The organism is Yoonia sp. R2-816 (assembly GCF_046762905.1).
In the GTDB taxonomy this organism is placed as follows: domain Bacteria; phylum Pseudomonadota; class Alphaproteobacteria; order Rhodobacterales; family Rhodobacteraceae; genus Yoonia.
Map to the genome: position 1 here is coordinate 118,085 of NZ_JBKQXN010000324.1, position 23,020 is coordinate 141,104.

Annotated in this window: 21 protein-coding genes; 13 read left to right on the forward strand and 8 right to left on the reverse strand. The window is 61.0% G+C overall.

Going from position 1 to position 23,020, the window contains the following annotated elements; translation table 11 throughout:
* Positions 1-19 precede the first annotated feature (19 nt).
* Together ACFWW2_RS22745 and ACFWW2_RS22750 are read left to right on the forward strand one after the other, a co-directional pair.
* The gene (locus ACFWW2_RS22745; protein ID WP_393932179.1) at positions 20-1,474 is read left to right on the forward strand and encodes an efflux RND transporter periplasmic adaptor subunit; all 1,455 of its coding nucleotides are present in this window, start codon (positions 20-22) and stop codon (positions 1,472-1,474) included.
* Positions 1,474-4,866: an efflux RND transporter permease subunit gene (locus ACFWW2_RS22750; protein ID WP_393932181.1), complete on the forward strand. Its 3,393-nt coding sequence runs from the start codon at positions 1,474-1,476 to the stop codon at positions 4,864-4,866. The genes ACFWW2_RS22745 and ACFWW2_RS22750 overlap by 1 nt, the downstream gene beginning before the upstream one ends.
* Here the strand turns inward: ACFWW2_RS22750 and ACFWW2_RS22755 are convergent.
* A complete protein-coding gene (locus ACFWW2_RS22755) occupies positions 4,863-5,663 on the reverse strand; it encodes a protein-disulfide reductase DsbD domain-containing protein (RefSeq protein ID WP_393932183.1) in 801 nt (266 codons plus the stop codon). The genes ACFWW2_RS22750 and ACFWW2_RS22755 overlap by 4 nt on opposite strands.
* A gap of 105 nt (positions 5,664-5,768) precedes the next feature.
* Here ACFWW2_RS22755 and ACFWW2_RS22760 point away from each other — a divergent pair, with 105 nt between their 5' ends.
* Complete coding sequence (locus ACFWW2_RS22760) at positions 5,769-6,338, forward strand: YqgE/AlgH family protein (protein WP_393932185.1); 570 nt, start codon at positions 5,769-5,771, stop codon at positions 6,336-6,338.
* A 38-nt stretch (positions 6,339-6,376) separates the two neighbouring features.
* Here the strand turns inward: ACFWW2_RS22760 and ACFWW2_RS22765 are convergent, their stop codons facing one another.
* Genes ACFWW2_RS22765 through ACFWW2_RS22775 form a run of 3 tightly spaced genes read right to left on the reverse strand, consistent with a single transcriptional unit; the run spans position 6,377 to position 7,968 of the window.
* On the reverse strand, positions 6,377-6,754 hold the full coding sequence (locus ACFWW2_RS22765) for a nuclear transport factor 2 family protein (protein ID WP_393932187.1): 378 nt from the start codon (positions 6,752-6,754) through the stop codon (positions 6,377-6,379).
* On the reverse strand, positions 6,751-7,383 hold the full coding sequence (locus ACFWW2_RS22770; RefSeq protein WP_393932189.1) for a glutathione S-transferase family protein: 633 nt from the start codon (positions 7,381-7,383) through the stop codon (positions 6,751-6,753). Before ACFWW2_RS22770 ends, ACFWW2_RS22765 begins: the two co-directional genes overlap by 4 nt.
* A 36-nt stretch (positions 7,384-7,419) precedes the next feature.
* The gene (locus ACFWW2_RS22775) at positions 7,420-7,968 is read right to left on the reverse strand and encodes a TlpA disulfide reductase family protein (RefSeq protein ID WP_393932191.1); all 549 of its coding nucleotides are present in this window, start codon (positions 7,966-7,968) and stop codon (positions 7,420-7,422) included.
* Between the two features lie 14 nt (positions 7,969-7,982).
* Here ACFWW2_RS22775 and argH point away from each other — a divergent pair, with 14 nt between their 5' ends.
* The 5 genes from argH to ACFWW2_RS22800 all read left to right on the forward strand — a co-directional run bounded on the left by argH (position 7,983) and on the right by ACFWW2_RS22800 (position 13,898).
* On the forward strand, positions 7,983-9,371 hold the full coding sequence (argH, locus tag ACFWW2_RS22780; protein WP_393932193.1) for an argininosuccinate lyase: 1,389 nt from the start codon (positions 7,983-7,985) through the stop codon (positions 9,369-9,371).
* Positions 9,368-9,541 carry a hypothetical protein gene (locus ACFWW2_RS22785; RefSeq protein ID WP_393932195.1) on the forward strand — a complete coding sequence of 58 codons (174 nt, stop codon included), beginning with the start codon at positions 9,368-9,370 and terminating at the stop codon, positions 9,539-9,541. The genes argH and ACFWW2_RS22785 overlap by 4 nt, the downstream gene beginning before the upstream one ends.
* Entirely contained in the window at positions 9,541-9,876 is a 336-nt protein-coding gene (locus ACFWW2_RS22790; protein ID WP_393932197.1) for a DUF2834 domain-containing protein, read from the forward strand. Before ACFWW2_RS22785 ends, ACFWW2_RS22790 begins: the two co-directional genes overlap by 1 nt.
* Positions 9,877-9,952: 76 nt before the next feature.
* On the forward strand, positions 9,953-11,221 hold the full coding sequence (gene lysA / locus ACFWW2_RS22795) for a diaminopimelate decarboxylase (protein ID WP_393932199.1): 1,269 nt from the start codon (positions 9,953-9,955) through the stop codon (positions 11,219-11,221).
* A 43-nt stretch (positions 11,222-11,264) separates the two neighbouring features.
* The gene (locus tag ACFWW2_RS22800) at positions 11,265-13,898 is read left to right on the forward strand and encodes a DUF4175 domain-containing protein (protein ID WP_393932201.1); all 2,634 of its coding nucleotides are present in this window, start codon (positions 11,265-11,267) and stop codon (positions 13,896-13,898) included.
* Here ACFWW2_RS22800 and ACFWW2_RS22805 read toward each other — a convergent pair whose 3' ends face one another.
* Positions 13,899-14,729, reverse strand: coding sequence for a zinc-ribbon domain-containing protein (locus ACFWW2_RS22805; RefSeq protein WP_393932203.1), 831 nt, complete (start codon positions 14,727-14,729; stop codon positions 13,899-13,901).
* A 167-nt stretch (positions 14,730-14,896) separates the two neighbouring features.
* Between ACFWW2_RS22805 and ACFWW2_RS22810 the strand changes: the two genes are divergently transcribed.
* Genes ACFWW2_RS22810 through ACFWW2_RS22825 form a run of 4 tightly spaced genes read left to right on the forward strand, consistent with a single transcriptional unit; the run spans position 14,897 to position 17,793 of the window.
* A complete protein-coding gene (locus ACFWW2_RS22810; protein ID WP_393932205.1) occupies positions 14,897-15,571 on the forward strand; it encodes a cell division ATP-binding protein FtsE in 675 nt (224 codons plus the stop codon).
* Positions 15,568-16,467, forward strand: a complete 900-nt coding sequence (locus ACFWW2_RS22815; protein ID WP_393932207.1) for a cell division protein FtsX — start codon at positions 15,568-15,570, stop codon at positions 16,465-16,467. Before ACFWW2_RS22810 ends, ACFWW2_RS22815 begins: the two co-directional genes overlap by 4 nt.
* The gene (locus ACFWW2_RS22820) at positions 16,464-17,195 is read left to right on the forward strand and encodes a lysophospholipid acyltransferase family protein (RefSeq protein ID WP_393932209.1); all 732 of its coding nucleotides are present in this window, start codon (positions 16,464-16,466) and stop codon (positions 17,193-17,195) included. The genes ACFWW2_RS22815 and ACFWW2_RS22820 overlap by 4 nt, the downstream gene beginning before the upstream one ends.
* Positions 17,167-17,793 (forward strand): pyridoxamine 5'-phosphate oxidase family protein, encoded by a 627-nt coding sequence (locus ACFWW2_RS22825; RefSeq protein ID WP_393932211.1) that lies wholly within the window; start codon positions 17,167-17,169, stop codon positions 17,791-17,793. Before ACFWW2_RS22820 ends, ACFWW2_RS22825 begins: the two co-directional genes overlap by 29 nt.
* 6 nt (positions 17,794-17,799) lie before the next feature.
* Here ACFWW2_RS22825 and ACFWW2_RS22830 read toward each other — a convergent pair whose 3' ends face one another.
* From ACFWW2_RS22830 to ACFWW2_RS22840, 3 genes are all read right to left on the reverse strand, one after another.
* Positions 17,800-18,519 carry a M50 family metallopeptidase gene (locus tag ACFWW2_RS22830; protein ID WP_393932213.1) on the reverse strand — a complete coding sequence of 240 codons (720 nt, stop codon included), beginning with the start codon at positions 18,517-18,519 and terminating at the stop codon, positions 17,800-17,802.
* Positions 18,520-18,580: 61 nt separating this feature from the next.
* Positions 18,581-21,112 carry a putative bifunctional diguanylate cyclase/phosphodiesterase gene (locus ACFWW2_RS22835; protein ID WP_393932215.1) on the reverse strand — a complete coding sequence of 844 codons (2,532 nt, stop codon included), beginning with the start codon at positions 21,110-21,112 and terminating at the stop codon, positions 18,581-18,583.
* Between the two features lie 165 nt (positions 21,113-21,277).
* A complete protein-coding gene (locus tag ACFWW2_RS22840; protein WP_393932217.1) occupies positions 21,278-22,240 on the reverse strand; it encodes an acetyl-CoA carboxylase carboxyltransferase subunit alpha in 963 nt (320 codons plus the stop codon).
* Positions 22,241-22,391: 151 nt separating this feature from the next.
* On the opposite strand from ACFWW2_RS22840, the gene ACFWW2_RS22845 reads away from it, so the two are divergent.
* The gene (locus ACFWW2_RS22845; RefSeq protein WP_393932219.1) at positions 22,392-23,015 is read left to right on the forward strand and encodes a hypothetical protein; all 624 of its coding nucleotides are present in this window, start codon (positions 22,392-22,394) and stop codon (positions 23,013-23,015) included.
* The last annotated feature ends 5 nt before the right edge of the window (positions 23,016-23,020 follow it).

Sequence of the window (23,020 nt, forward strand, 5' to 3'; positions counted from 1 at the left end):
TCAAACAAGGACCTCTGATATGCGTTTCCTGCGTCGCAGCCTGATGGGCGTTTTTCTACTGGCGGTCACTTTGGTGCTGATCGCCTGGGCGGGCAATATGGTGCGTGATGCCGTCACTGCGCGGATGAACGAAGAACCTCGTAGCTTCCCCCAGCGCGAGCGCGAATTTGCGGTCAATGTCGTCACGCTTGAAGCGCAGACCATCACCCCGGAACTGACGGTTTTCGGCGAATTGCGCAGCCAGCGCACGCTTGATCTGCGCAGTGCGACGGGTGGCACAGTGCTAGAGGCCAGCGAAGCACTGGTTGAAGGCGGCACCGTGACCCAAGGCCAGCTGTTGCTGCGCATCGACCCGGTCGAGGCTGAGGGCGCGCTGGACCGTGTTCGCGCTGATCTGCAGGATGCAGAGGCGGAATTGCGTGATGCCGAACGCTCGCTGCTGCTGGAACAGGATGAACTGACCGCGGCCCGCGCGCAGGCCACGCTGCGCGATCAGGCGCTGGCGCGGGCGCGCGATCTGCAGGAACGGGGCGTAGGCACGGCGGCTGCGGTTGAAACTGCGGAACTCGCCGCATCAACCGCGCAGGCGGCGGTACTCACGCGCCGGCAGGCCGTGGCATCGGCCGAGGCGCGGATTGATCAGGCCACGACCCGGCTTGCCCGTGAGCGTATCAGCCTGGCCGAGGCAGAACGCGACGTGACGGATACTGAAGTGCGCGCCGCCTTTGATGGCACGCTGGCGGACGTCACCATCAGCCCCGGTGGCCGGGTGACCGCCAATGAACGCTTTGCCCAACTGGTTGATCCGACCCGGTTGGAGGTCGCGTTCCGCGTCTCAACCTCGCAATATGCCCGGCTTCTGGATGGCAATGGCACCCTGATCAATGCCCCCGTCAGTGTGGCGTTGGATGTGTCCGGCGTGAACCTTGCCGCGACCGGCCAAATCACCCGCGAAGGGGCCGCCGTTGGTGCGGGCCAGACAGGCCGTCTGCTGTTTGCTCGTCTGGATGCGGCGCCGGGGTTTCGCCCCGGTGATTTCGTGACCGTCAGCATTGACGAACCACCTCTCGATAATGTCGCATTGGTGCCGTCCACCGCCGTGGCCCCGGATGAAACCGTGCTGATCGTGGATGCCGACAACCGGCTGCAGAGCGGTCAGGTCCGCCTGTTGCGCCGTCAGGGCGACGACGTGATCATCGCTGTGGGCGACCTGGAAGGGCAGACCATTGTCGCCGAACGCTCGCCCTTGTTGGGCGCAGGGATCAAGGTGCGTCCGATCCGCCCCGGCGGGGCAAAGGCACCGGCAGAGCCGGAAATGATCACGCTGGACGCCGACCGCCGGGCCAAGCTGATCACATTCGTCACCGAGGGCCGCATGCCGGAAGAGGTCAAGGCGCGCATCATCGGCCAGCTGGAACAGGAACAGGTGTCATCCGAAACGGTCGCCCGGCTTGAAAGCCGGATGGGCAGCTGATGGCAACCGGGGGCGACAAACTGACGGCAAGCGCAGGCGGCATCCTGTCCTATTTCACGCGGCACAAGACGGCGGCGAACCTGCTGCTGGTCCTGATGATCACGGCGGGGCTTTTCGCCTTTCCCAACATGCGGGCGCAGTTCTTTCCTGATGTGGTGGTTGATGATCTGACTGTTTCTGTCACTTGGCAGGGCGCTGGGGCCGAAGATGTGGACGCCGCCATCGTGCAGGTGCTGGAACCTGTTTTGCTGGGGGTCGAGGGTGTGACCTCATCCTCGGCCACCTCAACGGAAGGGCAAGCGCGCATCAGGCTGGAGTTTGAACCGGGCTATGACATCGACCGCGCGGCGGAGGATGTGCAACTGGCCGTGGATGGCACCAGCAACCTGCCCGAAGACGCCGAGGACCCCGGCGTGCGCCGCGGCGGCTGGTCTGACAGGGTCACCGATGTGGTGATCACCGGCCCGGTCAGCGTGGATCAACTGGGCCGGTTTGCCGATGAAATGTCGACACGGCTGTTCGCCGAAGGTGTCACTCGCGTCGTCATTCAGGGGGTGGCGGCCCCATCGACCATTGTCGAGGTTCCGTCGCTGTCGCTGATCGAACACGACATCGGCATGTCCGATATCGCCGCCCGCATCGCGGAAGAGGCCGAGGCCGATCCGGCGGGTGATGTGTCATCGAACGCGCGGGTGCGCACCGGGGTGGCCAAGCGGACGGCGGATGATATCGGCGCGATTGTGCTGCGGTCGAACCCCGATGGGTCGAAGCTGACCATCGCCGATGTGGCCACGATCCGGGTTGAAGGTGTGGATCGCGAACGCGCCTATTTTGTGGGCGAGGACCCGGCGATCAAGATCAGGGTGCTGCGATCCGCCCAGGGCGACGCCATCGGGATGCAGGAAACGGTCGAGGAGGTCGCAGATCAACTGACCGCATCCCTGCCTGCGGGTGTGTCGATCGCCCTGACCAATGGCCGGGCGGAATTCATCACAGGGCGTCTGGATATCCTGCTCGACAACGGGCTGACCGGTCTGATGCTGGTGGTCGCCCTGTTGTTTTTGTTCCTGAACGCGCGCACGGCGTTTTGGGTGGCCGCCGGTATCCCCGTTGCGATGCTGGCGGCGATTGCGTTGATGTATGCGGTGGGGATCACGATCAACATGATCTCGCTTTTTGCGCTGATCATCACGCTGGGGATCGTGGTGGATGACGCGATTGTGGTGGGTGAACATGCCGATTTCAGGGTCAGACAATTGGGCGAACATCCCACGGTCGCGGCTGAAAACGCGGCAAAGCGGATGTTCAGCCCGGTCTTTTCGGCAACGACGACGACGATCATCGCGTTTTTCGGTCTGGTGATCATCGGCGGGCGGTTTGGTGACCTGATCGCCGATATCCCGTTCACCGTCATCGTGGTTCTGACCGCCAGTCTGGTGGAATGCTTTATCATCCTGCCGAACCATCTGGCCCATTCGATGCTGCATTCGGCCAAGGATCACTGGTATGACTGGCCCTCGCGGACGGTCAATCGCGGCTTTGACTGGTTCCGCGACACGCTGTTCCGGCCCTTCATGGGGTTCGTGATCTGGGCGCGTTATCCGGTCTTTGCCTTCGCGCTTGTGGCGCTGGCCAGTCAGGTGGCCCTTTTCATCAAAGGCGACGTGAACTGGCGCTTTTTCAACGCGCCCGAACAATCGCAGGTGACCGGCAATTTCGCCATGCTGCCCGGTGCCACCCGCGAAGATACGCTGGAAATGATGCGCGAGATGCAGCGCGCGACCGAGGCGCTGGGCGCGCAATACCAGGAACAGCACGGGTTGAACCCGCTGAAATTCGTGGTGGCCGAGGTCGGCGGCAATTCGGGCCGCGCGATTGCCGGGTCTGAAACCAAGGACGCCGATCAGTTGGGGTCGATCACGATTGAACTGATCGATGCCGACAGCCGCCCCTATACCAGCTTTGCCTTTGTCAGCGAATTGCAGGATAGCATCCGCCAGCACCCGCTGGCCGAAACGGTCAGCTTTCGCAGTTGGGGGTCGGGGCCGGGGGGTGATAGCCTTGATATCCAGATGTTCGGTGCCGATAGCGAGACCCTGAAAGCCGCCGCCGAGGCCCTGAAAACCGAACTGCTGCAGTTCTCCGAAATTTCGGGGCTTGAGGACACGCTGGCCTACGACAAGGAAGAACTGATCCTCGAGTTGACCCCGCAGGGTCAGGCGTTGGGGCTGAGTATTGACGGGCTGGGCCGCGTGCTGCGCGACCGTCTGGGCGGGATCGAGGCCGCGACCTATCCCGATGGCGCACGCTCCGCCACAATCCGGGTGGAACTGCCGGATGGTGAATTGTCGGCGGATTTTCTGGACCGGACCCAGATCCGCACCGGCGAAGGCTTCTATGTCCCGCTGGCCGATGTGGTCACGGTGCAAAGCCGGACAGGGTTTTCCACCGTACGCCGTGAAAACGGGATCCAACTGATCTCGGTCCAAGGGGATCTGGATGATGAAAACGCGGACCGGGCGACGGAAATCCAGCAGATCATCAATGATGACATCCTGCCCCGGATCGAGACGAATTTCGGTATCGAAACCCAATTGGCCGGGCTGAGCGAGCAGGAGGACAGGTTCCTGGCCGATGCGCGCACTGGCCTGATCCTTGTTCTGCTTGGCATTTACTTGACGCTGGCGTGGATCTTCAGCAGTTGGACCCGGCCCGTGGTGGTCATGGCTATCATTCCGTTTGGCCTGATCGGAACGATCTATGGTCATTATGTCTGGGATGTCCCGCTGAGCATGTTCACCGTTGTCGGCATGATCGGGATGGTGGGGATCATCATCAATGACAGTATTGTGCTGGTCACGACCGTGGACGAATACGCACAGGATCGGGGGCTGGTGCCTGCAATCATCGATGGGGCCGCAGACAGGCTGCGCCCGGTGATGCTGACCACACTGACGACGGTGTTGGGCCTGATGCCGCTGCTTTACGAAGGATCCAATCAGGCCGAGTTCCTGAAACCCACGGTGATCACGCTGGTCTTTGGTCTGGGCGCTGGCATGTTCCTTGTGCTGCTGGTGGTGCCATCGCTGATGGCGATGCAGCAGGACATCCGCAAACAGGTGCAATCGGCCAAGCGGGCGCTGCGCGGGCGGCATTTTGGCATGTGGGCACCGGCGGGGCTGGGGGCTGCACTGGCGCTGGCGCTGTTCGCTGTGACCGTCGCACCGGTGCTTTTGACCGGTGCCGCATGGGGACCGGCCGCAGACCTGCTGCCGATGCTCAATGGCGGGTTTGTCCCGGCGTTCGGGGTGTTTGTCGCGGGGCTGGCGGTGATCCTGCTGGCGATCTATGTCAGCGCCGCGCTGACCATGGGCTTGCGGCGCCGGGCCTAGCCTGCACTGCAGCCGCGAATATCGACAGCGCTCTGGCTGCCCAGCACAGTGATGCGCATCGCCGACCGGTCCAGCGCAAAGGCAACGCCGCTGGTATGAACCATATCGACGGTTGCCAGCAGCCGGTCGCCGGTGCGGGCCACATCCGCCTCTGACACCCAGACCAGCGGATCGGCGGTTTCGATCACGACAACCTCTGACGTGCCCGTGGCAGGCAGGTCAATCGCCGTGGTCACGCGCAGCCCGTCACTGATTGGGGCAATGGCACAGGTGACAGCACCTACATTGGCCTCGTCCCGGTTCAGCGGGCGGTCGATCAATGCGGCGGCGATGGATGTATCGCGGCTGCCGGTGACGGGCAGCATGGCGTTGAAGCTGAGGCTGACAGGAATGCAGATATCTTCGCACACGCCGATATGCAGGTCGCCGCTGATCTGGATCGGGGCGTCAGTATCGGCGCTGGCCACGGTGATCGGCACCACGACACTGTCGGTATATCCGATGGACCGCATCCCGTTCTGGTCAAAAATCTGTGGCACCGGCCAGTGCGGTGTCACGCTGGTGATGTTGTCAGAACTGGCAAATGAAAACTGCGGCGGAATGCCCGCGTCGCCCGGCGCGCGCCAATAGGTTTTCCAGCCTTCCTCAAGGGTAATGCGCAGACCCGCGATGTGATCGCCATTGGCCGCCCGCCACCCCGGCAGCACCTCAACCGTAGCGAGATCATCAAAAGGCCCCGCAACCACAGCGACGGGCAAAGCAAGGAAAAACAGGGCTGTCAGCATCTTTTTGCGCATGAAAGCTTACTTAAGCATTGGCGATGTAATGGGAAGTCACGTTTGGGAGAGGCCCTATCAGGTTGCCTCTTGCGTCAGCCAAAGGGGAGGCTCATTTTAGTTAACATGAAAACGGAATCAACGAATCTTGCCGGGAAACTGCTGATCGCGATGCCGGATATGGGTGATCCCCGCTTTGCCCAGAGTGTGATTTACATGTGCGCCCATTCCGATGATGGCGGCATGGGTTTGATCGTGAACAAGCCGCAGGTGGACATCCAGTTTGGCGATCTTCTGGATCAGCTGGGCATCGACCGAGCACCGGGCGTACGTGATATCCGGGTCCATTTTGGTGGGCCTGTGGATCATGCGCGCGGCTTTGTTTTGCACAGCATCGATTACCGGTCCGAAATTGGCACGCTGCAGGTCGACGACCGGATCGGCATGACCGCGACCATGGACGTGCTAGAGGATATCGGGAAGGGCAAGGGCCCCAAAGCGTCGATGCTTGCACTGGGCTATGCCGGTTGGGGACCGGGCCAACTGGAATCCGAGATTGCCCAGAACGGCTGGCTCACCTGTGATCCACGCGACGACATCGTTTTTGGCAGGGCCAACGAACATAAATGGACCGCCGCGCTGAAAGTGCTGGGGATCGATCCGCTATTGCTGTCAGCGACAGCAGGTCGGGCCTGAAGCCGAAAGACCGGCTTGGGTCAAAATACCGATGACGTTCAGGCGCCAAAGGCGCTTGTGTCTGAATAAACACGCCAATCGGCGATCTTGTTGCCTTTGAACCGATAGATATCCGTGCACGGCACATCCAGCGATGCGCCATCCGCAATACGCGTGAAATGCGACGTGACCTCGAAAATCGCGGTATCATTGCGGCTGAACATCATATGGATCGTGTGCCCGTCCCAACGCACGCGCTGCGTCTGCCAGTCCATATAGTTGCGGATACCGTCGATGCCCGTGACAGGGGCGCGATGGCCGACGCGGTATTGAACATCGGGCGTGAAAAAATCGCGCGCGGCGTTCCAGTCGCCCCGACCTATTGCGGACTCCATCTTTTCCACCTGTTGGGTCAATGCGGAAGGTTCGTTGATCATGGCGCAATCCCCTGAGCCTGCATGGCTGATCTGACCGCCGGATGGTCACAAAGCTGCTGATAAAAGGCATCTGTGGCAGGCCATGGGGCCAGCCCATCTGGCAGGCTGTGTGCCGCCCATCGCAACATTGGCACGGCATAGAAATCCACAACCGTCAGTCCGTTTCCGACAAAGGTATTGCGGCCTGACAGATGTGTGTCGATCAGGCCGAGCCCGTTCTTCACAAGCTCCAATCCAGCGGCCTTCACATGTCGTTGTGCGTCGGCGCTCTGATCGGTGCTGTAACGTTTCGGTACGAAAACCGGAAAGAAGGCCGGGTGAAAGTCGCCCGTCAGGAATGCGCACCATTTCGTCACTTCGGCCTGTTGGCGGACATCATCGCCACCAGTCAGGTCAGACCGGTCATGGGTGGCGCAAATGAAATGAAGAATGGCGTCGCACTGGGTGAGTATATCCCCATCCCCAACGTCAACTGCAGGCACCGCGCCGGTCGGGTTGATCGCCCGGTAGCTGTCATCGCGTGGTGCTTCGGTCAGGGTGTAGTCCGCGCCGATATGTTCAAGCAGGATATGCGGGGCGAGAGAGCAAGCCCCAGGGCGATAATAAAGATGCAATGTGTTCTTGGCCATGCATCCAAGTTAGGCATCGGGACAGGGAATGCCAGTTCAGTTGTCCAGAAGCGCCTCGATAATCGCATATGCGCTGTCACTCGACCAATCGGCATCCCCCTGAAGCCGGGCAATTTCCTGACCTTCGGGATTCAGGATCAGCGTGACCGGCAGACCCAGAATGCCAAGACTGCGCGCCAGCGATTGCCGTGCATCCGTATGCAGCGGCAGATTGTCCACCTCGATTTCGGCAAAGAACCGTTCCATTGCGGGACGCGGATTCCGACCTGTCGCTATCGTGACCACTTCGAACGTGTCACCCCTCAGGTGCGCCTGCATGGCCGACAGCATCGGCATTTCCTTGCGGCAGGGCGCACACCAGGTGGCCCAGAAGTTCAGAACCACATATTTGCCTTCATAGGCGGCCAAGGTCATTTCGCTGCCATCCTCGGCTGTGAAAGGCACGTCAGACCCCGCAACCGGTGCGCTGTGTACGATCAGCTTGCGCATATCGCCTTCGCGCAATGCGGAGATATCATCGGCGTGGCCTGCGTTTGCAACGGCTGCGATGGCCGTATAAAGCAGGGCTGACAGTAACTTCCGCATGAGACGTATCCTTTATGACCAAATCCGCGAACACAATGTGGGGCGGGCGTTTTGCCGCCGGACCAGACGCGATTATGGAGGCAATCAACGCCTCGATCGGGTATGACCGACGCCTGGCACCGCAGGACATCGCAGGCTCACGCGCCCATGCCGCCATGTTGGCCGCCACAGGCATCATTAGCGATAACGATGCAAAGGCGATCCGGGAAGGTCTGCTCACTGTATTGTCAGAGATTGAAACCGGGGATTTTGCGTTTTCCACGGCGCTCGAAGACATCCACATGAATGTGGAGGCACGGCTGAAAGAACTGATCGGCGAACCGGCGGGCCGTTTGCACACGGCCCGGTCGCGCAACGATCAGGTGGCGGTTGATTTCCGGCTTTGGGTCCGCGATCAATGCGATCAGGCAGATGAGGCGCTCAGCGCGCTGCAAAAGGCGCTGCTTGGTCAGGCAGAGGCCGGGGCGGATTGGGTCATGCCTGGTTTCACCCATTTGCAAACCGCCCAGCCGGTGACATGGGGCCATCATATGCTGGCCTATGTCGAAATGTTCGCACGCGACCGGTCCCGCTTTGCGGATGCGCGCAAGCGGATGAACGTATCGCCCCTGGGCTGCGCGGCCCTCGCTGGCACCTCATTCCCGATTGATCGGGACATGACTGCGCAAGCGCTGGGCTTTGACGGACCCATGGCCAATTCGCTGGATGCGGTGGCGGACCGTGATTTCGCGCTGGAATTCCTAGCCAGCGCCAGCATCTGCGCGATGCACCTGTCGCGTCTGGCCGAAGAACTGGTGATCTGGTCCTCGGCCCAGTTCCGGTTCGTCAAGATGTCGGACAAATGGTCCACCGGGTCGTCCATCATGCCGCAAAAACGCAACCCCGACGCGGCGGAGCTGATCCGCGCCAAGATAGGGCGGATTTTCGGGGCCAATGTCGCCCTGATGACCGTGATGAAGGGGCTGCCGCTGACCTATTCCAAGGACATGCAGGAAGACAAGGAACAGACATTCGATGCCGCCGACAACCTGATGTTGGCGCTGGCCGCGATGACCGGGATGGTGGCGGATATGACCGCCAACCGCGCCAACTTGAAAGCCGCCGCCGCCAGCGGATTTTCGACAGCGACCGACCTTGCCGATTGGCTGGTCCGCGAACTTGGGCTACCGTTTCGGGACGCGCATCACGTGACCGGATCGCTGGTCGCGATGGCAGAAGGCAAGGGCTGTGACCTGCCCGATCTGACGCTGGAGGATATGCAAACCGTGCATGATGGCATCAGGGCGGATGTGTTTGATGCGCTGGGGGTTGAAAACTCTGTCGCGTCCCGCACAAGCTATGGGGGAACGGCCCCGTCGCAGGTCCGCGCCCGGGTGGCCCATTGGAAGGAAGCTTTGAAATGAAACGTATCGCGTTGATTTTGGGCCTGATTGGTCTGGCCGGATGTGGGGCCGATGGGGCCCCCTTTACCCCCAATGCCAGTGTCGGGGTCGGCATCGGATCGGGCGGGGTCAGCACCAGCACGACCGTGGGCGCCAGCAATGGCACCGTTTCTGTCGGGGTGGGCTTCTGATGCGCGCGGTTTTCCTGCTGCTCGCGATCTGGGGCACGATCCACCCGATGTATTATTTCATCAGCTGGTTTCAGGAAAACGGCTGGAACCTGATGGCTATGGTGGACGCCTGGCACGCCAATGCCGCGACCAGCGGGCTGGTCTGGGATCTGACGATTGCCGCAGTGGCGCTGACCCTGTGGATCATCACCGAAGCCTTCAAGAACAAAAACTACCTCAGCCTGATCGCCATACCGGCCACATTCTGCATTGGGGTGAGTTGCGGTCTGCCGCTTTACCTCTACCTGCGCGGTCGGATTGTCGTGATCCGTGATCCACACAGGGTGCGCGTTTAAGTCCAACACACAAGGGTTGGCGTTTGATCCCGATCTGCTATGTCCCGGGGTGGTTTATCGTTGAAGGTCATCACCCTTGGATCATTTTCTCTATCGTGACGGCGCGCTTTATGCCGAAGACGTGCCCGTCGCTGACATTGCGGCGGCTGTGGGCACGCCGTTTTATGTCTATTCCACCGCCACCCTGACCCGGCATTTCAAGCTGTTTGACGAGGCGCTGGATTGGGCCGACCATCTGGTCTGCTACGCGATGAAATCGCTGTCCAATCAGGCGGTGATCAAGGTGCTGGCCAATGCCGGGGCTGGCATGGATGTGGTGTCGGTCGGTGAATACATGCGCGCCCGTGCCGCTGGTGTGCCCGGCGACCGCATCGTGTTTTCGGGGGTCGGCAAAACGGCGGACGAAATGCGTACCGCATTGCAGGGCGGCATCCGCCAGTTCAACGTGGAAAGCGAGCCGGAGATGATCGTGCTGGATCAGGTTGCGCAATCGCTGGGCATGGTCGCCCCGATCACCGTACGGGTGAACCCGGATGTTGACGCCAAAACCCATGCCAAGATCGCGACCGGCAAGTCCGAAAACAAATTTGGCATCCCGATCAGCCGCGCCCGCGAGGTCTACGCGATGGCCGCCAAGATGCCGGGCCTGAAGGTGATCGGGATCGATGTGCATATCGGATCACAGCTGACCGAACTGGAACCGTTCGAGGCCGCCTACAAAAAGGTCGCCGAACTGACCGAACAGTTGCGCGCCGATGGGCACGAGATCAGCCGCCTTGATCTGGGTGGGGGCCTGGGCATTCCCTATGCCCGCTCGAACACCGCACCGCCGCTGCCCACCGATTACGGCGCGTTGATCCAGCGCACCGTCGGCCATCTGGGTTGCGAGATTGAGATTGAGCCGGGGCGGCTGATTTCCGGAAATGCCGGGCTGATGGTGTCAAAGGTGATCTATGTGAAATCCGGCGAAGACCGGGAATTTTTGATCATCGACGGCGCGATGAATGATCTGATCCGCCCTGCCATGTACGAAGCCTGGCATGATATCGTGCCAGTGATCGAACCGGCCCCCGGCACCGAACCCGCCAAATACGATATCGTCGGCCCTGTCTGCGAAAGCGGCGACACATTTGCCAAAGCGCGCGAAATGCCGCCGGTGCAGGCCGATGACCTGATCGCTTTTCGGTCTGCAGGGGCGTATGGTGCGGTTATGTCGTCTGAATACAACTCGCGCCCACTGATCCCAGAGGTGCTTGTGGACGGAGATCAATTTGCAGTTATTCGCGCACGCCCTACCTATGAAGACATGATCGCGCGCGATACACTGCCGCCATGGCTGACCTAGCCAGAACCGAGGGAGAGGCCCGCTGAAGGACCAACCTGACCAGATGCGCCATTTGCGCCTGCCGGTGGCAGTCACGCGGGCAGGCATGATCGCCGAGCAGGTGGTGCGGGCTTTCTGGCCGCTCTGGACGGTTGCGTTTCTGATTATGGCCCCTTTGATGATGGGTTGGCAGGATGATCTGCCGCTTGAGGTTTTCTGGGGCGCTGCGGTCGTGTCTGTGCTGGCGTTTCTGGCCGCCCTGATCTGGGGTGCGCGCAGGTTCCGTGTGCCCTCGCGCGTTGAGGCGGTTGAACGGGTCGATGCGGCCATGCCAGGCCGCCCCATTGCGGCCATCGCCGACACCCAGGCGATTGGCAGCGGCGATGCCGCGTCTGAAGCCGTGTGGCGCGCCCATGTGGCCCGCATGGCGGAACGGACCAAATCCGCCCGCGCTGTGGAGCCGGATTTACGGGTTTCGGACCGTGACCCTTACGGTTTGCGATTTATCGCATTGCTCTTCTTTGTCACCGCGTTGCTGTTTGGGTCGCTCTGGCGGGTCGGATCGGTTGGCGAAATCGTCACCGGCGGCGAACCGACATTGGCCAGCGGTCCGGTCTGGGAAGGCTGGGTCGAACCGCCTGCTTATACTGGCAAGCCGTCCATCTACCTTAACGATGTCCCTGAAGGCCCGTTGCGTGTGCCTGAGGGCAGCCAGGTCACCCTGCGTCTTTATGGTGAGGTTGGCGCGCTGACCGTGGCCGAAACAGTATCAGGCCGCGTGGGCGAGGTGGGGGCCGCATCTGAGGCGCAACAAAGCTTTGAAATCACCCAATCGGGCAGCCTGTCTGTTGAAGGGCCCAATGGGGTTAGCTGGGCAGTGACCGCTATCGCCGACCAGCCCCCGACCGTCGAGATGACTGGCCCGATTGAAGCGGATGCAGGCGGCGAGCTATCGCAGCCCTTTACCGCAACCGACGATTACGGTGTCGAATCCGGGACCGCGACCATCACACTCGATCTCGCATCGGTGGACCGGGCCCATGGGCTGGTCATCGACCCTGATCCGATGGAACCGCTGGTGCTCGACCTGCCGATGCCCTTTACCGGCGACCGCTCCGATTTCGAGGAATTCCTGATCGAGAACCTCAGCGAGCATCCATTGGCCAATCTGCCCGTGACCATGCAGCTTGCGGTGACGGATGCGTCCGATCAAACCGCGCAGACCCCGTCCGAACAGCTGATCCTGCCCGGTCGGCGGTTTTTCCAACCCTTCGCCAAGGCGGTCATCGAACAGCGGCGCGACCTGATGTGGTCCAAGGCTAATGCTCCACGCATCAACCAGATCCTGCGCGCCATGTCGCACAGACCCGAAGGCCTGTTTTCCAACGAAACCACCTATCTGCGGCTGCGCACGATCATCCGGCGACTGGATAACATGGCTGAATTCGGCATGAACGATGAAGGGCAGGCCGAGATTGTGCAGGCCCTCTGGGATCTTGCCATCCAACTTGAAGACGGGCGTCTGGCCGATGCCCGCGCGCGTCTGGAACGGGCACAGGAGCGGCTAGCCGAGGCGATGCGCAACGGCGCCTCGGACGAAGAAATCGCCGAACTGATGCAGGAATTGCGCGAGGCCACGAACGACTACATGCGCATGCTGGCCGAAGAGGCGGAGCCGGGCGAGGATGGCACCGATCAGCGCGACATGGCCGGCAACAGCACCGAAATGTCCATGGACGAATTGCAGGCGCTGATGGACCGGATCGAGGAGCTGATGCAGGAAGGCCGGATGGCCGAGGCGCAAGAGCTGATGGAACAGCTCAACGAGATGATGGAAAACATGCGCGTGACGCGCGGCGAAGGTGGCGACGGGCCGCAGACCCCGGGCCAGCAATCCATGCAGGACCTTGCCGAGACGCTGCGCGATCAGGAAGACCTGTCAGATGACGCCTTCCGCGATCTGCAGGAACAATTCAACCCCGGCCAGCAGGGCCAGCCCGGTCAACCGCAACAACCCGGTCAGCAAGGGCAACAGGGCCAGCAAGGGCAGCAGCCCGGCCAGAATCAGCCCGGCCAGCAAGGCCAGAACGGGCAGCAGCCCGGTCAGGATGGCAGACAGGGGCAGGGGCAGGGCGTCGGCCGTGACGGGCAAAGTGGCCAGCAGGGTGATAATGGGCGCGGCGGTGAAGGCGATGAACGCAGCCTTGCCGACCGTCAACGCGCCTTGCGCGACGAGCTGGAACGCCAACGCAACGGCCTGCCCAGCCTCGACGGTGAAGCAGGCGATATTGCCCGCCGGTCGCTGGAGCGCGCCGAAGGCGCGATGGAAGGGGCAGAGGACGCGCTGCGCGAGGGTGATCTGGCCGAAGCGATCGACAGACAAGCCGAAGCCATGGACGCATTGCGCAACGGGATGCGTCAACTGGGGCAGGCGCTTGCCGAAAACCAGACCGCCGAACCGGGGCAAGGGTCCGAACAGGGCGAAGCATCAGGGCGGCCCGTACCCGGCCAGCGCGACCCGCTGGGCCGCGAAATGGGCAATACCGGCCAGTTGGGCACTGATCAGGAAATGCTGGGCCGCGAGGAAATCAACCGCCGGGCCGAAGAACTCTTGGGTGAAATCCGCCGCCGGTCAGCCGAACAGGACCGGCCAGAGGTCGAACGGGATTACCTGCGGCGCTTGCTGGATCAGTTCTGATTATTCGGTCGCGGGTGCGTCGCCTTCGACGGCTGGCGCTGCCTCATCCGGGGCCATCATATCCTCGACCATACCCTGCAGTGCCTGAATCTGTTCATTCAGCCATAACCGCAACTGATCCACCGTTGCGACATAGCTGTTCATGATATCCTGCGTCTGGGGCAGGTTTTCGGTGATCTGATCGGCAAAGAAGTAAGGCGTGATCAGGATCGCCATCAATAACAGCACCATAAAGAATCCGCGGCGGAACCCCCGCCGCTTGACGACTTCGACATGTTCTTCTTCGGTCAGGCCGGATGTGTCACTGGCCTGGGCGCGGGCCTGCAGGGTTGCGTTGATCTCGTCAATACCGGGCATGGTGCGCACATTTGCCCCATGCACTGCCCCGGTTGACGCGGCGGCGACGGCGGCAGGGCTGATTTCGTCGCCAGTGGCGATCCGGGAAATGCGCTGGCGGGTCTGTTCGGCCCGCTCGCGGGCGGTCTGACCTGTTCGTTCATTGGGATGCGGCTGCGCCTCTTCGGTTGCCTGCACCTCTTTTTCGCGGGCGGCTTCTTCGCGCAGGATATCGGCGATGGACGAATCCAATGGCTTTCGCGGCATGTCTTCGACAGGCTTGTGTCGGGGGCCGTCGCTGACCGCCGGCCCTGTTGGTCCGGTCATGGGGCGCGGCTTCGGGGCCTGGGTCAGCGGACGGCCGGCGATCTTGGGCTTGTCCATCTGAAACCAGGTATGAGAGCAGCTGGAACATTGCACGTCCCGTCCGCCCTCGGGAATGACATCATCCGCGATGTCATACTGCGCATCACATTTAGGGCAAATCAGCCGCATCTCGTTATCCTTCTGCCCGTCAACCAACAGTTCTTATTGTTTTGTTAAACCACAATCTAACAATCAGCGCGGCAAACGCAAAGGATTTGCGTGCCCGCTCGGCGGGGGATGATTGAAACCTGTTGCAGATTTGGGCAGAACGGCAGCGTGATCAAAGGGTATAGGCCGTGATTGAACTGCAAAATGTGTCCTGCGGCTATGGGGGCAATCCGCTTTTTTCCCAGTTGTCACTGGAGCTTGCGCCGGGATCGTTCCACTTTCTGACAGGGCCGTCCGGGGCGGGCAAGACCACCCTGCTTCGGCTCTGCTATGCTGATCTGCGCGCCCAATCGGGTCAGGTTCTGCTGTTCGGGCGGGATGCAGCGACGCTGGACCGGGACGCGGTGGCAATGACCCGCCGACGCATCGGTGTGGTCCATCAGGATTGTCAGTTTCTGGATCACCTGCCGATTGCCGAAAACATCGCCTTGCCCCTGACGGTCGCTGATCGCGCGTCAGAGGCGGCGGGCAATCTGCCAGAATTGCTGGCCTGGGTCGGGCTGCAGGCGCAGGCCAACCAGTTGCCACCGGAACTGTCCGGGGGTGAACGCCAGCGGGCCGCACTGGCCCGCGCGGTGATCATATCACCCGATCTGATCATCGCCGATGAGCCCACCGGCAATGTCGATTGGGAGATGTCGCAGCGTCTCATGACCCTGCTGGTCGAACTGAACCGGATGGGCAAGACCATCCTGATCGCCACCCATGATCTGACCATGATCCGGTCGATGAAGGCTGAAATCAGTGCGCGGGTCCTGCGACTAAAGGACGGTGAGCTGCAGCAAGCGGGGTCAGAGCTGTGATCGCGCCATTGAAAGGTGCGCTGGACCTGATCGTCGGTGATCCGCAAGCCGACCGTGCCGTGCCACCCACCGGCATCACGGCACGCCTGACCGTTTTTGTTGCCGGTGCGATGGCGTTTCTGGCGGTGTTTGCCCTGGCCTTGTCGCTGACGGCGGGGCGCGTGGCGGATCGCTGGGCGAATGAGCTTGCCCAGGCCGCCACCTTACGCCTGCCCGCAGACGCACCCGACACCGATATCGAACTTGCACTGACCATCCTGTCCACCACCCCCGGTATCGCCAATGCCCGCGCGCTGACGGATGCGGAGCAACAGGCCCTGCTGTCACCGTGGTTCGGGCCTGATCTGGTGCTTGATACACTCCCCGTGCCTCGCCTGATCGAGGTGATCGCCGATGATGACAGCTATGATGATGCCGGTCTGCGCGCCCGGCTGACCGCCGAACTGCCGCAGGCGACATTGGATGATCACGGGCGCTGGCGTGCGCCGCTCATTGCGGCGGCATCGCGGCTGCGGCTGATCGGCTGGCTGGTGATCGGTCTGATCGGGGCCGCCATGGCCGCGATGATTGCGCTGGCCGCGCAGGCATCGCTCGCGGCGAACGCGCAGGTGATCCGGGTGCTGCGGCTGGTGGGCGCACGCGACATCTATATCGCCCGCGCCTTTGTGCGCCGCTTTGCGCTGCGCACCGGGGTCGGGGCCATGGTTGGCGTCGTGCTTGGCGTTGCAGTGCTCCAGCTTTTGCCGGGTGGTGATGGCACTGGCGGGTTCCTTGCCAATATCGGGTTTGAAGGGGCAGGGTGGCTCTGGCCTCTGGTCATTCCGCTGCTTGCGGCTATCGTGGCATTCGTCGCCACCCGCGCGGCGGCACTGGCAAGGCTGAGGGAACAGACATGAGCTATGCAATTCAATGGCTGCGGTCGCTGATCTTTAACGGGCAGATGTATCTGGCCATGCTGGTGATCGGTCTGATCTATCTTCCGGCGGCGATTGTATCGCGACGGGGGGCCATCGCGGGCTGTCACGCCTATTGCCGGTGGATCCGCTGGACGGCCTCCTGGATTATGGGGCTGAAAACCGAAATCAGGGGCGACCCACCCACGGACGAGGTGATGGTTGCGGCCAAACACCAGTCATTTCTTGATGTGCTGATGATCTACGGGGCGATCCCGCGCGGCAAATTCATCATGAAATCCATCCTGAAATACGCACCCATCATCGGGCAGTTCGGTCTGCGCATCGGCTGTATCCCCGTGGATCGGGGCAAGCGGGGGCAGGCGGTCAAAAAAATGCTGGCCGATGTGCGTGCTGGGCGCGCCCTGCCGGGACAGTTGATCATCTATCCGCAAGGCACGCGCACGCCACCGGGGGAAAAACGGGCCTACAAGATCGGGACCGGGGTGCTTTATCGCGAACTGGGGCAACCTTGTGTGCCCGTCGCCACCAATGTGGGCGTGTTCTGGCCCAAGCGCGGGGTCTACCGCAAACCGGGCACGGCCGTGTTCGAATTTCTGCCGCGGATCGAACCGGGGCTAGAGGTGGATGAATTCATGGCCCGGCTTGAAACTGACATCGAAACCGCATCAGACCGGCTGAATGCGGAGGCAGGGTTTCGCAGTGACTGATACGATCACCGATATCGCCACGCTCGAGTCGATCTATGGCACCCCGGCAGAGGCGTCGTTGATCAAGGTCGCCGACCGGCTGACCCCGCTTTATTCCAAATGGATCATGGCGTCGCGGCTTTGCGTGGTGTCCACCGTCGGCCCTGACGGGACCGATGGCAGCCCGCGCGGCGATGATGGCCCCGTGGTGCAGGCGCCGGATGCCAAAACGCTGCTGCTGCCGGACTGGCGCGGCAACAACCGTATCGACACGCTGCGCAATATCGTGGCCGACGGGCGGATCAGCCTGATGTTCATCGTGCCCGGCTCGCATAATGTGATCCGGGTTAACGGAACCGCCGTGGTGTCGGTCGCCCCCGACCTGCTGGGCCGGTTCGATCAGAAGGGGCGGCAACCACGCAGCGTCATCGTCATCACCGTGGCCGAGGTTTACAGCCAATGCGCGCGGGCGTTGATGCGCGCCCGTATCTGGGCTTCTGGCGACGAAAGCGCGGATTTACCCAGTATCGGCGCGCTGCTGGAAGAACAGAAAAACGACTTTGACGGTGCGGCCTATGATGCCGAATGGGCCGCGCGTGCGGTCAAAACCATGTGGTAGTCCGGGTCAGCGTAAGCGGCGTACAGGCCGACGCACGGAGGCTTCAACAGGTGGCTTGCGCCAATGCAGGTTGCTGTCCGGCCCCAACCCATAGCGCAGGCACAACCCAATCACACACAGGCTGATGACCAGCCAGATCCCGCCCCACATCACGGTCGCGCCGCCGAATTCCTCGGCCAGCATACGGGCGTCTGACCGCAACTCGGACCGGGCAATCGTGTCGCTGAAAATGTCGTAAGGGACGTACAACATACTGCTCAGCCCGATGACCCGCAGCACCAGATCATTGATCCCATGCCCCAGAAAACGCGACATGGCCAGCATCGCGACACCCGTGCCAATGCCAAATATCAACGCAAAACCGTCGCGGATATAGAGTGCCGTGACCAGCAACGTCACCCCACCGCAGACCGCCATGATGATGCGGTCTGCCTTGGTCCGCAGAGCGGCCACCAGCAAAGCGACCCCGATGATCAGTGACCCCAGATAGCCCGATGACAGCGACAGAAACCGGCTGCCGCCACGGGCGGTCACCATGCCCCCCTGATTGGTCGAGATTGTCAGGCTTTCAACCTGGCCCCCGGTCAGGACAACGGTCACCGCATGGGATAATTCGTGCAGGAACACGACCAGAATCTTCAGCGGGATCATCACGGGGGTGTTCCACAGGGCAAAAACGATGCCTGTCAGCACGATCAGCTGCCAATGTCCTTTGATCAGTTGCAAGGGCCTGTCCGGATGCGGTTTCTGCCACCAGATGGCCCGAAACCGACAGGTTTTGCCAGTGCTAACTTGCCTTGCGCAGACCGAATTCTTTCAGCGCCCCCGCCGACATCGGCCTGGCAAAGGCGTAGCCCTGCAGCGTGTCGCATCCCAGATCGCGCAGTAGATCGGCATGCGGCATGGTTTCCACACCCTCAGCCGTGACGCCAATATCCATCGACCGGGCAATATCCACAATGCCCTTGATCAATTGCGTATTCGCTTCGCGTTCGAGGATCGGTTGCACCAGATGACGGTCGATCTTGAGCCTCTCTGGCCCGATATTCATCAACGCCGAGATGGACGCACGCCCGCTGCCAAAATCATCAATCTGCACGCCGATGCCGCGTTCGCGCAACTGGTCCAGCATCCAGTGAAATTTATCGCCCTGCTCGTCGAAAAAGATTGATTCCAACAGTTCAAAGGACACCCGAAAATCGCCAGTCAGCCCATCCAGGCTGCGCAGTAGCATCGGGTCGAATAACCGCTGTTGACTGATATTGACCGACAGTTCGGGAATACGCAGCCCGTGATTGTTCCAAAGATCATTGAGAACACAGGTCGCCTTCCAAAGAACCTGCTGATCAATGTCATGCACGATCTTCATATCATTGGCGGCTGCCAGAAACTGGTCGGGGGTCAGCAGGCCCTTGGTCGGATGTTGCCAGCGCGCCAGCGCCTCAACTCCGGTCATTTCAAGAGTGTTGGCATCGTATTTAGGTTGGAAGAAGGGTATGAATTCGTCCCGTTCGACCGCCGCCAGCAGATCGTCGCGCAAGGACCGGCGTTGCGACAGCGCGGTGGCGATGCTTGCCGAAAATACCTGGGCCTGATTGCGCCCCGCCTCTTTCGCCTGATACAGCGCGATATCGGCGTCCACCACCAGACTGGACAGGTCCTGCGTTTCGGAGGTGCTGAAGGCAATCCCGACACTGGCCCCAAAACGGGCCTCCTCATCTTCGATCATCATTGGCTCCGCCAGCGCGCTGACAATGCCGTCACCCAGCACTTCGATCCGTTGTCTTTCAGACCGATCATAATCCAGCATGGGGCACAGCATGATGAATTCATCCCCGCCCACCCGGGCAACAAAATCGTCATTTCCGGACAGGCCGGTCAGCACTGCCGCCGCGCGTTCCAGCACCTGATCGCCAGCCGCGTGGCCCATCGTGTCATTGATCTCCTTGAACCGATCCAGATCGATATGCAGCACCGCCAATGGCATGTCACCAAAGGCCAAGAGCTTGGTATAGGCGGTCAGCCGATCCTCCAGGAAACGGCGATTGGGCAATTCGGTCAGCGCGTCATGCAAGGCGATATGGGTCAGCTGACCTGATTGATCGCGGATCTGAGCGGCAGTCTCGCGGACCTGTGTCATGATGTCTGCAAACGCGCCGGTAAATTCATGATCCTTCGCGGAGGCAAACTCGCCATTTGCCAGATCATGCATCGCTTTGCTGATGGCGCCAACGCTGTCATCAACACGGGTCACAAACCGGTTAATGTCATCAGCCAGCGCTTGCAGATTGTCGTCGGCGAAATGCGCCCCGACGCGTTGCGTGAAATCGCCGGCGCGGGCGGCGTTGATCACCCGACCGAACTCTGCCCTCAACTGCGTGGCCATTTCGCGCCGCTGCTGCTCTGCCTCCCTTTGGGTCTGGGCCAGCCTTTCGCGCTCGATAGCCAGTTCCGATGTGCGTGCCGCCACCTTGCGTTCCAGATTGCGGTTCAGATCGTCACGCTCTGACTCAAGGCGCCTGTTTCGTTGCAGGCTGGATTTGAACGTCTCCATCGCGCGCGCCACCTTGCCGATTTCATCCTGTCGCGATGTGGCGGGGATATCCGCATCAAGATTGCCACTTTCCAACGCCTCGACCGTATGTGCGATAGCCAGGATGGGGCGCGAGATCAGTCGCGCCGCCCACAATGCGCCCAGCGACAAGAGCGACCCAACCACGCCAACAGCCAGGAAGAAGGTCCAGATCAGGCGAACACTCCCCTGTTCAACCGCCGCAAGATCACGCAGCGCGAGGATCCGGGTCTGGGCCGCCATCGCCGCGAACAGGGTGGCCGTTGCGTCCAGTTCATGATCACTGCTTTCGACCTCCAGATCGGCATGGATCGTGAAGTCGATATCATTGGTTTGGGCTTCATTGACGACGCGATCCAACGCATCCATCCGGTATTCCAGATCAAGCTTTCGGACCCGAGGGTCCAGTTTTTGCCGCAAGGTGTTGATTCGGTCATAGGTATATTGAATGTCCTGACGCAGTTCCGCGATTTCGGCCGGGTCGGCCCCGTGTTCCAGCGTCTCTTCCAGCTCATGAAGTGTGCCGTGGATCTCCTCAACCAGAACCGGCAATTGCAGCGCGGTATGCTGGTAATTCAGGGATGTCTTGACTGTCTCTTGCAAGGCGGCAAGCCGTCTTTCGGCCATGTTCAGGCCTAACAGGACCATCAACATCACCACCAGAATGCCCGCTGCAGGGATCGTCACGACAATGCGGCGGATGGTCCAGTGACGGACGAAAAAACGATATGACCAGAGTGCTTTCATCCGGCGGGCTGGTCAGGCCGTGACCCGGCGACCGCTCTGATCGCGACCGCAAATCGCCCTGCTGTAAAAGCGGCAAGTCATCGTTGTCTCCGATCATGTCAGACCATGGTTCGGAGGTTTGATAGCAATCGGGCGTTAATAAACGATGTTCTGGACTGTCTAAACCTAAGCGGCCAGACCCTTTTCGCCCAGATGCAGGTATTTCTGGCGCCGATCCATGCGGACCTGATCGGCAGACTGACCATCAAGATCGGCCAGCATTTTTCCGATCGCCTTGCCAACCTCGTCAATGGCTGCATCCACATCGCGATGGGCGCCACCCAGCGGCTCCCTGATCACCACGTCGCAGACACCCAGCTCGCTCAGATCCTTGGATGTCAGGCGCAGGGCCTCTGCCGCTTCGCGCATCTTTTCGGCATCCTTCCACAGGATCGAGGCGCAGCCTTCGGGGCTGATCACCGAATAGATCGAATGTTCCAGCATGGCGACACGGTTGGCGGTGGCAAAGGCGACAGCGCCGCCTGATCCACCTTCACCGATAACCACGCTGATGACCGGAACCTTCAGATCAAGACATTTTTCGGTGGACCGGGCAATCGCCTCTGACTGGCCGCGTTCCTCGGCCCCTTTGCCCGGATAGGCGCCCGGGGTGTCGACAAGGGTAATGACAGGCAGACCAAACCGGTCCGCCAGACCCATCAGGCGAATGGCCTTGCGATAGCCTTCGGGGCGGGCCATGCCGAAATTCCGCTCGATCCGGGATTTGGTATCATTGCCCTTTTCATGGCCGATCACCATGACGGGCTTGCCATCGAACCGGGCAAGGCCCCCCATCACCGCGTGGTCATCGGCAAAGTTCCTGTCGCCGGCCAGCGGGGTATATTCGGTGAACAGGGCATCAATGTAATCCTTGCAATGCGGACGCTGCGGGTGGCGGGCAACGAGACATTTGCGCCATGGGCTGAGGTCCGCATAAAGACTGCGCAGCAGATCCTTGGCCTTCTTATCGAGGGCCGCAGCCTCTTTTTCCACGTCCATCTCGGCATTCTCGCGCGCCATGGCGCGCAGCTCTTCGGCTTTGCCTTCAATCTCGGCCAGCGGTTTTTCGAACTCGAGGTATTGGGTCATGGATCAGGGACCTTCTGGATGAACTCAATGATATATGGCGTAACGGTTGTAGCTTGGCAACGGCGGTTGGAAATCCGTTTCAGCCGTTTACAACGACGGCAAGCCGGGGCAAGACCTGCGGCGGGGGCAGATTGAAACATAGGAAAATCATATGCGTATATTGGGATTTGTCGGTGTTGTTGCATGTTTGCTGGCAGGGCCGGCCATGGCACAGGCCATTGATTTTGGCGATGACAGCAGTGAATGGGCCAATGACGGGGAATGCGATGATCCCCGGTTTCGCGGCCCAGGAATGACAAGCACACCCCTGTTGGATTCCGATATCCGCCGCGATGCTACTGACTGCCGGACAGCATTTGAGGCAGGACAGCTGAGACTGGCCGACGCCGGTGGTAAGCCGGTGAAGGTTGACGGCATCAACTTTGGTAACGACAGCAGCGAATGGGCCAATGACGGAGAGTGTGATGATGGCCGGTTTACCGGTCCCGGGCTGACATCAACGCCGCTTTTGCAAGAGGACGTGCTGGCAGATGCCACCGATTGCCGGAATGCCTACAATGCCGGTCAATTGCGGTTGCTTGGCGTGGCCGAGGATGGAACGATCGACTTTGGCAACGATAGTGGCGATTGGTCCAACGACGGCGAATGCGATGACATGCGCTTTGCCGGGTCGGGTATGACAGCAACGCCGCTTTTGCAGGCAGATATCATGCGCGATGCGACCGATTGCCGACAGGCTTACGATGCGGGTCGTCTGACCTTGGCTGGTCAATAAGGACC

What these genes read in the sequence shown, in the direction of transcription:
- ACFWW2_RS22745 (WP_393932179.1), top strand. Translation starts at nt 20, where the DNA reads ATGCGTTTCCTGCGTCGCAGCCTGATGGGCGTTTTTCTACTGGCGGTC.
- ACFWW2_RS22750 (WP_393932181.1), top strand. Translation starts at nt 1,474, where the DNA reads ATGGCAACCGGGGGCGACAAACTGACGGCAAGCGCAGGCGGCATCCTG.
- ACFWW2_RS22755 (WP_393932183.1), bottom strand. Translation starts at nt 5,663, where the DNA reads ATGCGCAAAAAGATGCTGACAGCCCTGTTTTTCCTTGCTTTGCCCGTC.
- ACFWW2_RS22760 (WP_393932185.1), top strand. Translation starts at nt 5,769, where the DNA reads ATGAAAACGGAATCAACGAATCTTGCCGGGAAACTGCTGATCGCGATG.
- ACFWW2_RS22765 (WP_393932187.1), bottom strand. Translation starts at nt 6,754, where the DNA reads ATGATCAACGAACCTTCCGCATTGACCCAACAGGTGGAAAAGATGGAG.
- ACFWW2_RS22770 (WP_393932189.1), bottom strand. Translation starts at nt 7,383, where the DNA reads ATGGCCAAGAACACATTGCATCTTTATTATCGCCCTGGGGCTTGCTCT.
- ACFWW2_RS22775 (WP_393932191.1), bottom strand. Translation starts at nt 7,968, where the DNA reads ATGCGGAAGTTACTGTCAGCCCTGCTTTATACGGCCATCGCAGCCGTT.
- argH (WP_393932193.1), top strand. Translation starts at nt 7,983, where the DNA reads ATGACCAAATCCGCGAACACAATGTGGGGCGGGCGTTTTGCCGCCGGA.
- ACFWW2_RS22785 (WP_393932195.1), top strand. Translation starts at nt 9,368, where the DNA reads ATGAAACGTATCGCGTTGATTTTGGGCCTGATTGGTCTGGCCGGATGT.
- ACFWW2_RS22790 (WP_393932197.1), top strand. Translation starts at nt 9,541, where the DNA reads ATGCGCGCGGTTTTCCTGCTGCTCGCGATCTGGGGCACGATCCACCCG.
- ACFWW2_RS22800 (WP_393932201.1), top strand. Translation starts at nt 11,265, where the DNA reads ATGCGCCATTTGCGCCTGCCGGTGGCAGTCACGCGGGCAGGCATGATC.
- ACFWW2_RS22805 (WP_393932203.1), bottom strand. Translation starts at nt 14,729, where the DNA reads ATGCGGCTGATTTGCCCTAAATGTGATGCGCAGTATGACATCGCGGAT.
- ACFWW2_RS22820 (WP_393932209.1), top strand. Translation starts at nt 16,464, where the DNA reads ATGAGCTATGCAATTCAATGGCTGCGGTCGCTGATCTTTAACGGGCAG.
- ACFWW2_RS22825 (WP_393932211.1), top strand. Translation starts at nt 17,167, where the DNA reads ATGCGGAGGCAGGGTTTCGCAGTGACTGATACGATCACCGATATCGCC.
- ACFWW2_RS22835 (WP_393932215.1), bottom strand. Translation starts at nt 21,112, where the DNA reads ATGAAAGCACTCTGGTCATATCGTTTTTTCGTCCGTCACTGGACCATC.
- ACFWW2_RS22840 (WP_393932217.1), bottom strand. Translation starts at nt 22,240, where the DNA reads ATGACCCAATACCTCGAGTTCGAAAAACCGCTGGCCGAGATTGAAGGC.
- ACFWW2_RS22845 (WP_393932219.1), top strand. Translation starts at nt 22,392, where the DNA reads ATGCGTATATTGGGATTTGTCGGTGTTGTTGCATGTTTGCTGGCAGGG.